Raw genomic sequence first — 6,155 nt, 5'->3', positions numbered from 1 at the left:
GGCGCTCCTGGCCGAGAGCCTGCGCCCGCCGGCCGACACGCCGCCAAGTCCTCACATTGAAGCCTTGCAGGAGCTGGTCAATGCACGATCAGTGGCCAAATGTGACATCACCGCCCTGCAAAATCGCAGCAAGACGGCCACCACCGCCTTCCTGCGCGGCGAACTCAACCGCCTTGTGCGCAGGCTGGAGCAGTATGTCGAACGTCTCGACAAAGAAATCGAGCGACGTGTCGGCGAGGATCCGCAGCTCTACCGCAAGGCCGAGATCCTCACCTCCATTCCCGGCATCGGCCGCGTCACCGCCCTGGCCTTGATGGCCGGTATGGGCGAGTTAGGTACATGTTCGGGCAAGCAGGCCGCCATGCTGGCAGGGCTTGCCCCAATCGCCAACGACAGCGGTGCCCGAACCGGACGTCGTTCCATCCGCGCCGGCAGGCCCGCACCCCGGCGCGCGCTCTACATGGCCGCCTTGTCGGCATGTCGCTACAATCCCGCCCTTGCTCGTTTTGCAGACACGCTCAAAGCCGCAGGAAAACCAGCCAAGGTCATCCTGGTCGCCATCATGCGCAAGCTGCTCGTCTTGGCAAACTGCCTCCTAGCTCACGATCGCATCTGGACACCAAATCCGCCTTGACAACCAACACAGATTCTCATCCGACAAAGTCCGTTTCTTGTGCCCGCCAATCCGGCCTGGCGTAAGAGCGCCTGTCTCGGCCAGGCGCCGCTTCCATTTTGAAACACACGAAGGGCTGATCGATAGTGCGGCCGCAATAGAGCGTATCGTCTCGCCGGCCGTTAGCCGCGCCATTGCACGCTCTCGAAGATCTTCAGAATAAGGCTGTGTCATCGCCGCTGGCCTGCCTTCCCCAGCAGCAATGTTGAATCACATTCAAACTGATTTGCGAATCCCAGATTCCGCTAAATCACAGCATGCTCTAGGTCTTTGTTTTTACGCACGTCGCTAGCGCAAAACCGCTGCACACTTTTGCGCGACATGCTTTAGGCCGGAATGCGGATCGTTGCCCTCAGGCCGCCGAGCGGGCTGTCGCCGAGCGTGACGTTGCCGCCATGGCTGCGGGCGATGTCGCGGGCGATCGCAAGGCCGAGCCCGGTGCCCGACGCATCGAGATTGCGCGCCGTATCCAGCCGGAAGAATGGCTTGAACACGTCCTCGCGATTCTTTTCCGGAATGCCCGGCCCGTCATCGTCGAAGATGACGGTCAGCCATTTGGCATTGTGCTTGGCCTCGATGTCGAGCCTATCGGCATAACGACGCGCGTTCGAGGCAAGGTTGGTGACGAGACGCATGAAGGCGTTCGGCCGGACGGATATGTCGTCATCGCCTTCGATGGAATAGCTGAATTTTTTGCCATGCAGGGCGAAATCGGATTCCAGCTTCGCAAAGATCTCGCTGAGTTTGAGTTCGCCGACATCCTCTTCGACCTCGCCGCGTGCAAAGGCCATATAGGCTTCCAGCATGGTCTGCATGTCGTTGACGTCGTCATTCAGACCATGCAGGTCGGGATTGTCGCCGGCGAGCGCCAGTTGCAGCTTGAAGCGGGTGAGGATGGTGCGCAGATCATGGCTGACACCGGAGAGCATCGCGGTGCGCTGCTCGATCTGCCGTTCGATTCGCTCGCGCATCAGGATGAAGGCAAGACCGGCACGCCTGACCTCGTCGGCGCCGCGCGGATAGAAATTATCGGGCTTCTGCCCCTTGCCGAAACTTTCAGCCGCTCGCGCCAAAGTCAGGATCGGCCGGATCTGCCCGCGCAGGAAAAGGATCGAGATGCCGATCAGCACCAGCGAGGTCCCGACCATCCAGACGATGAAGATATGAGTGTTCGACGCATAGGTCTGGCTGCGCTTGGTCAGCACCCGCAGGATCTTGTTGTCGAGTTTGATGCGGATCTCGACCAGGTTCGAGTTGCCGACCGTGTCGATCCAGAAGGGCCGGTGGATCTCGTCGGTGATCTCGTCGCTGAGGATGCCGTCGAGGATCGAGAAGAACGGTTTGACGCGCGGTGGCGGCAGGTCGCCATCCGGCTCGATCGAGATCTGCAGGCTGAGCTGGTCGCGGGCGATACGGACGATCTCGCTATAGTCCGAATTTTGCGGATAGGTGTCGATGATCTCGATGATCGCGGCGATGTCACGGGTGACGGCAAGCGACAGCCGCTCCGTCACCATTTGCCAATGGCGCTCCATGAAGACGGCGGCGACGACGGATTGCAAGAGCACCATCGGAATGATGATGATCAGCAGCGAGCGCGCGTAAAGTCCGGTCGGCAGCCGGCGACGCAGCCAGCGGACGACCCAGCGCCAGCCCGGCGCAGAAGTGCGGTCTTCCCGCCGCAAGCTGTCGATCGTCACCATCAGCGCCGGTCCCGAACCTTGAGTTTAGTCGATGCTCAGCCTGTATCCGATGCCGCGCACGGTCTGCAGCCAGACGGGATTGGCGGGATCATCCTCGATCTTACGCCGCAGCCGGTTGATCTGCACGTCGATCGTCCGCTCGCCGACTTCGGTATCGTTGCCGATCAGTTCATGGCGGGGGATCGTGTCACCGGCACGCCGTGCAAAGAGCAGCATGATCTCCTGCTCGCGGTCGGTGAGTCGGATGACCTCGCTGGCTTTCTTCAGCTCCTTGCGGGTCAGCGAGAAGGTGTAGGGCCCGAACATCACTTGTTCGATCTTCGGTCCCTCGCCGCCCGCATTGCGACGCAGGATGTTGTTGATGCGCAGCACCAGCTCGCGCGGGTCGAAGGGCTTGGAGAGATAATCGTCGGCGCCGGCCTCGAGGCCTTCGATGCGATTGCCCGATTCCGCCAGCGCCGTCAGCATGATGATCGGCACATTCTTGATGGCGCGAAGTCCGCGGGTGACGTCGATGCCGGACTCACCGGGCATCATCACGTCCATGATGATGAGGTCGAAATCCAGACCGGTGAGCTTGCGCTGCGCCTCGGCGCCGTCGGCGGCGACGGTAACGCGGAAGCCGTTCTCGGCGAGATAACGATTGAGCAGCGCGCGGATGCGGGAGTCGTCATCGACCACCAGCAAGTGCGCCGCATCGTCGGAAATACCTGTCTTGACCGCCATTCAATCCGCCCTCTGTCTGTCCCGCATTCCGCTGAGGAAAGCTTTTACGCCCTCCCGCACCTCCGCAGAAGCCCCTTCGAATGCCCGCTCAATGCGGCGCGATTGCGGCTCAGCAAGGGCAAGCGCCAGCTCTCGTCCCGATTTCGTCGGATAAAGCTTCCGCTGCCGCCGATCCTCGGGGCCGGCCACCTGGCGAATATAGCCTGAATCGATCAGCTGTTTCAGCACCCTTGCGAGGCTCTGCTTGGTGATCTTTAAGGTATCGAGAAGATCGGCAACCGTCATGCCAGGGTTGCGGTTGACGAAATGCACGACGCGATGGTGCGCCCGGCCGAAGCCGCTCTTTTCGAGGATGGCGTCAGGATCGGAAACGAAGTCACGATAGGCGAAGAAGAACAGCTCGATGATCTCGAAATCGATAATCCCTGTATCTTCCATCGGCGTGGCCAGCGGCTCTGGCTTGCTTGCTTTCGGACCGGTCTGTCGTGACACTCGGCATTTCCTTTTCTCTTTCCGCGCGCTGCAGGAAGCTTTCGCGAAGATATGTCAGCTTTGCTGAGATAAATTTGCGTCGCTGCTAGCTTTCCCGAACTCTGCGGGTGGCCCGCACGGTCTCTCATTTCCCTGGAAACCAAGGCCCGTTCGGCACTCCGACGCAATAGGCGATTTCCCCTTGCGTCTGTGGATAAAACGTAATGGGGACAACAATCAACAGGCATGGCGCTCAAGCATCGGAGGAGTTGAGGGAAGGCTTCAGTTCCTTTCGACCAGCTGGACGGCGAAATCTGGTTCAACGGCGAGTTCGTCGCCTGGAAAGACGCCAAGATCCACGTACTGACCCACGGCCTGCATTATGCCAGCGCCGTCTTCGAAGGCGAGCGCGCCTATGGCGGCTAGAGCATGTCGCGCAAAAGTGTGCAGCGGTTTTGCGACAACGACATGCCTAAAAACAAGGAACCTAAAGCGCGAGGAGCGAATCTGAAAGATCGCGACGCGCTTTAGATGTTCAAACTCACCGAACATAACCAGCGCCTGCACAAATGCGCTGAGATCCTCGGCTTCAAAGCGCCCTACTTCGTCGAGGAACTGGATGTCGCAACGGTCGAGTTCCTGGCGCGCCAGGGTTTTTCCGATGCCTATGTGCGTCCGATCGCCTGGCGCGGCAGTGAGATGATGGGCGTTTCGGCGCAGGCCAACCGCATCAACGTCGCCATCGCCATCTGGCAATGGGGCAGCTATTTCAACCCAACCGAAAAGCTGAAGGGCATCCGCCTCGATATCGCCGAATGCCGCCGTCCCGATCCGAAGACGGCGCCCTGCGCCTCCAAGGCTGCCGGTCTCTACATGATCTGCACCATTTCCAAGCACGCCGCCGAGGCCAAAGGCTACGCCGATGCCATGATGCTCGATTATCGCAGCCAGATCGCCGAAGCGACCGGCGCCAACATCTTCTTCATCAAGGATGGCGTCATTCACACGCCGACCCCGAATTGCTTCCTGAACGGCATCACCGCCAGACCGTCATCGAACTCGCCAAACGCCGCGGCATCGAGGTGATCGAACGCGCTATCCTGCCGGAAGAGCTTCCCGGCTTCAGCGAATGCTTCCTCACCGGCTCGGCTGCGGAAGTGACCCCGGTTTCCGAAATCGGCCCGTACCGCTTCACGCCGTCGAAGATCTCCGAAGTGCTGATGACGACTACATGAAGGAAGTCTATCCGGCGGCGATCGCCGCCGAATAAGACCCTCACGCAATCGGTCCGGCTACTGCATAATTCCTAAAAGGATAAAATTATGCAGCAATTTAAAGTGCAACAGCGTCCATTGCGCGTCTCAAAAGACACGCGGCGCTGTAGATAACCGCCTGCCGGGCCTTTTTACCTATGCGCCCGTGCCATGACCAGTCCGGCGAGCGTCGAGAGAATGCCGCCGCCGATCAGGCCGCCGATGCCGTCGGCGATCAGGCCGGTCATGGCCGCTTCCCCGCCGACCATGCTGAGCAGCATACCGCCGGCAACACCGCCGATCGCACCTGCGATGGTCCGGGCGACGACGTTGATCGCCTGCTGCTTCAAAGCGGCGCTCGCGGCGTTGCCGCCGATTGCGCCGGCAATCAATTGTGTGATGAGCGGAAGTAGCGCTTCCATGATTTCCTCCTCTGGCGATCTCCCCGATCGCCGATCCATGCCGAACCTTCGGCATATTAGTATTTTATCATATTTTGGAGGAAAGCGTTAAGAAAAATCAACCGATGCGGGATTAAGGCAGGGAGAAGCGCCCCGGAACGAGGCGGTCCGACGTCCGCCTCGCCTCAGTTTCTGTCGAACACGTCATTGATAGACGTAGACGATCCGGCGTGTACCGGGATCGACCAGTACCGGCCGATCGTTGATCCTCGTATAACGGTACTCGTAGTCGGGAATCGACTGGAAGGTGACAGCGTCAGGCACCTCAGCGCCGACGACGACATCGCCGCCGAGCTGCACCGTCTGGCCCGGATTGGTCTCGATATAAGTGCGGACCGTCTCTGGCGGGGTAATGGTCTCGACCGCTCCAACGGGGCCGAGCAACTCGTCGCCCGGTGCCGGCTGTGGCTCGGCCGGCACGACACTCGCGGTCGACTCATAAGTCACGCTGGGAACGCCGATCTCGGCACGGTGCTGCTCGACGATGACAGAGCTGCCGCCTTGATCGACCTGCAGATAATCGGCATAGACCCAGCCGCGCATGCCATTGACGTCGACACGGCACCAGCGGCTGCCTTCGATGCAGCCGTCGAGGACCGCTGTCGAGCCGCGGGTGGCAAGGCCGACCGTCGGATATTGCGGGCCCGGACCGGCGCGGACGTTAAGATCGTTGACCGTCGTCGCCATCATCTCAGCCTGCGCGAGACCGGCGCTAGCCATCAGCACCGCGCCTGCCAGCAGAATGTTTCTCTTCAAGGTCATGTGAGCGTCTCCTTGGTTTCGATGGGCTGACAACGCACGGGGTTCCACGATGTTCCCCTGTGCTCCGCCGAGCGAAACACTACTTGCGGGAGATTTCATGCAAATA

Annotated in this window: 7 protein-coding genes and 2 pseudogenes; 3 read left to right on the top strand and 6 right to left on the bottom strand. The window is 60.3% G+C overall.

Annotation, left to right across the window (positions count from 1 at the left end):
* Positions 1-634, top strand: a 634-nt coding sequence (locus C3Y91_RS22875) for a transposase (protein ID WP_168575814.1), incomplete at its 5' end; no start/stop codon positions are given.
* Here the strand turns inward: C3Y91_RS22875 and C3Y91_RS22870 are convergent.
* The 4 genes from C3Y91_RS22870 to C3Y91_RS22855 form a co-directional block, all read right to left on the bottom strand.
* The gene (locus tag C3Y91_RS22870) at positions 596-847 is read right to left on the bottom strand and encodes a helix-turn-helix domain-containing protein (RefSeq protein WP_130689437.1); all 252 of its coding nucleotides are present in this window, start codon (positions 845-847) and stop codon (positions 596-598) included. The two genes, C3Y91_RS22875 and C3Y91_RS22870, sit on opposite strands and share 39 nt — an antisense overlap.
* 152 nt (positions 848-999) lie before the next feature.
* Positions 1,000-2,376, bottom strand: coding sequence for an ATP-binding protein (locus C3Y91_RS22865; protein WP_168575813.1), 1,377 nt, complete (start codon positions 2,374-2,376; stop codon positions 1,000-1,002).
* A 24-nt stretch (positions 2,377-2,400) separates the two neighbouring features.
* Complete coding sequence (locus C3Y91_RS22860) at positions 2,401-3,102, bottom strand: response regulator (protein ID WP_018073989.1); 702 nt, start codon at positions 3,100-3,102, stop codon at positions 2,401-2,403.
* Positions 3,103-3,594, bottom strand: a complete 492-nt coding sequence (locus C3Y91_RS22855) for a MarR family winged helix-turn-helix transcriptional regulator (protein ID WP_064247790.1) — start codon at positions 3,592-3,594, stop codon at positions 3,103-3,105. It abuts the gene before it with no gap.
* Positions 3,595-3,873: 279 nt separating this feature from the next.
* Here C3Y91_RS22855 and C3Y91_RS22850 point away from each other — a divergent pair.
* Positions 3,874-3,996, top strand: a pseudogene (locus C3Y91_RS22850) (branched-chain amino acid aminotransferase); the annotation flags it as partial.
* 105 nt (positions 3,997-4,101) lie between these two features.
* Positions 4,102-4,843: pseudogene (locus tag C3Y91_RS22840) on the top strand (branched-chain amino acid aminotransferase); the annotation flags it as partial.
* Positions 4,844-4,978: 135 nt separating this feature from the next.
* Here the strand turns inward: C3Y91_RS22840 and C3Y91_RS22835 are convergent.
* Both C3Y91_RS22835 and C3Y91_RS22830 read right to left on the bottom strand, forming a co-directional pair.
* Positions 4,979-5,248, bottom strand: a complete 270-nt coding sequence (locus tag C3Y91_RS22835) for a hypothetical protein (protein WP_003541697.1) — start codon at positions 5,246-5,248, stop codon at positions 4,979-4,981.
* A 183-nt stretch (positions 5,249-5,431) separates the two neighbouring features.
* Positions 5,432-6,049, bottom strand: a complete 618-nt coding sequence (locus C3Y91_RS22830; protein ID WP_130675502.1) for a DUF1236 domain-containing protein — start codon at positions 6,047-6,049, stop codon at positions 5,432-5,434.
* Positions 6,050-6,155: the final 106 nt, after the last annotated feature.

The organism is Rhizobium ruizarguesonis, from assembly GCF_012349115.1.
Taxonomy (GTDB): Bacteria; Pseudomonadota; Alphaproteobacteria; order Rhizobiales; family Rhizobiaceae; genus Rhizobium; species Rhizobium ruizarguesonis.
Note: the sequence above shows the minus strand (reverse complement) of the source record. Positions and strands in the feature narration are given on the sequence as shown.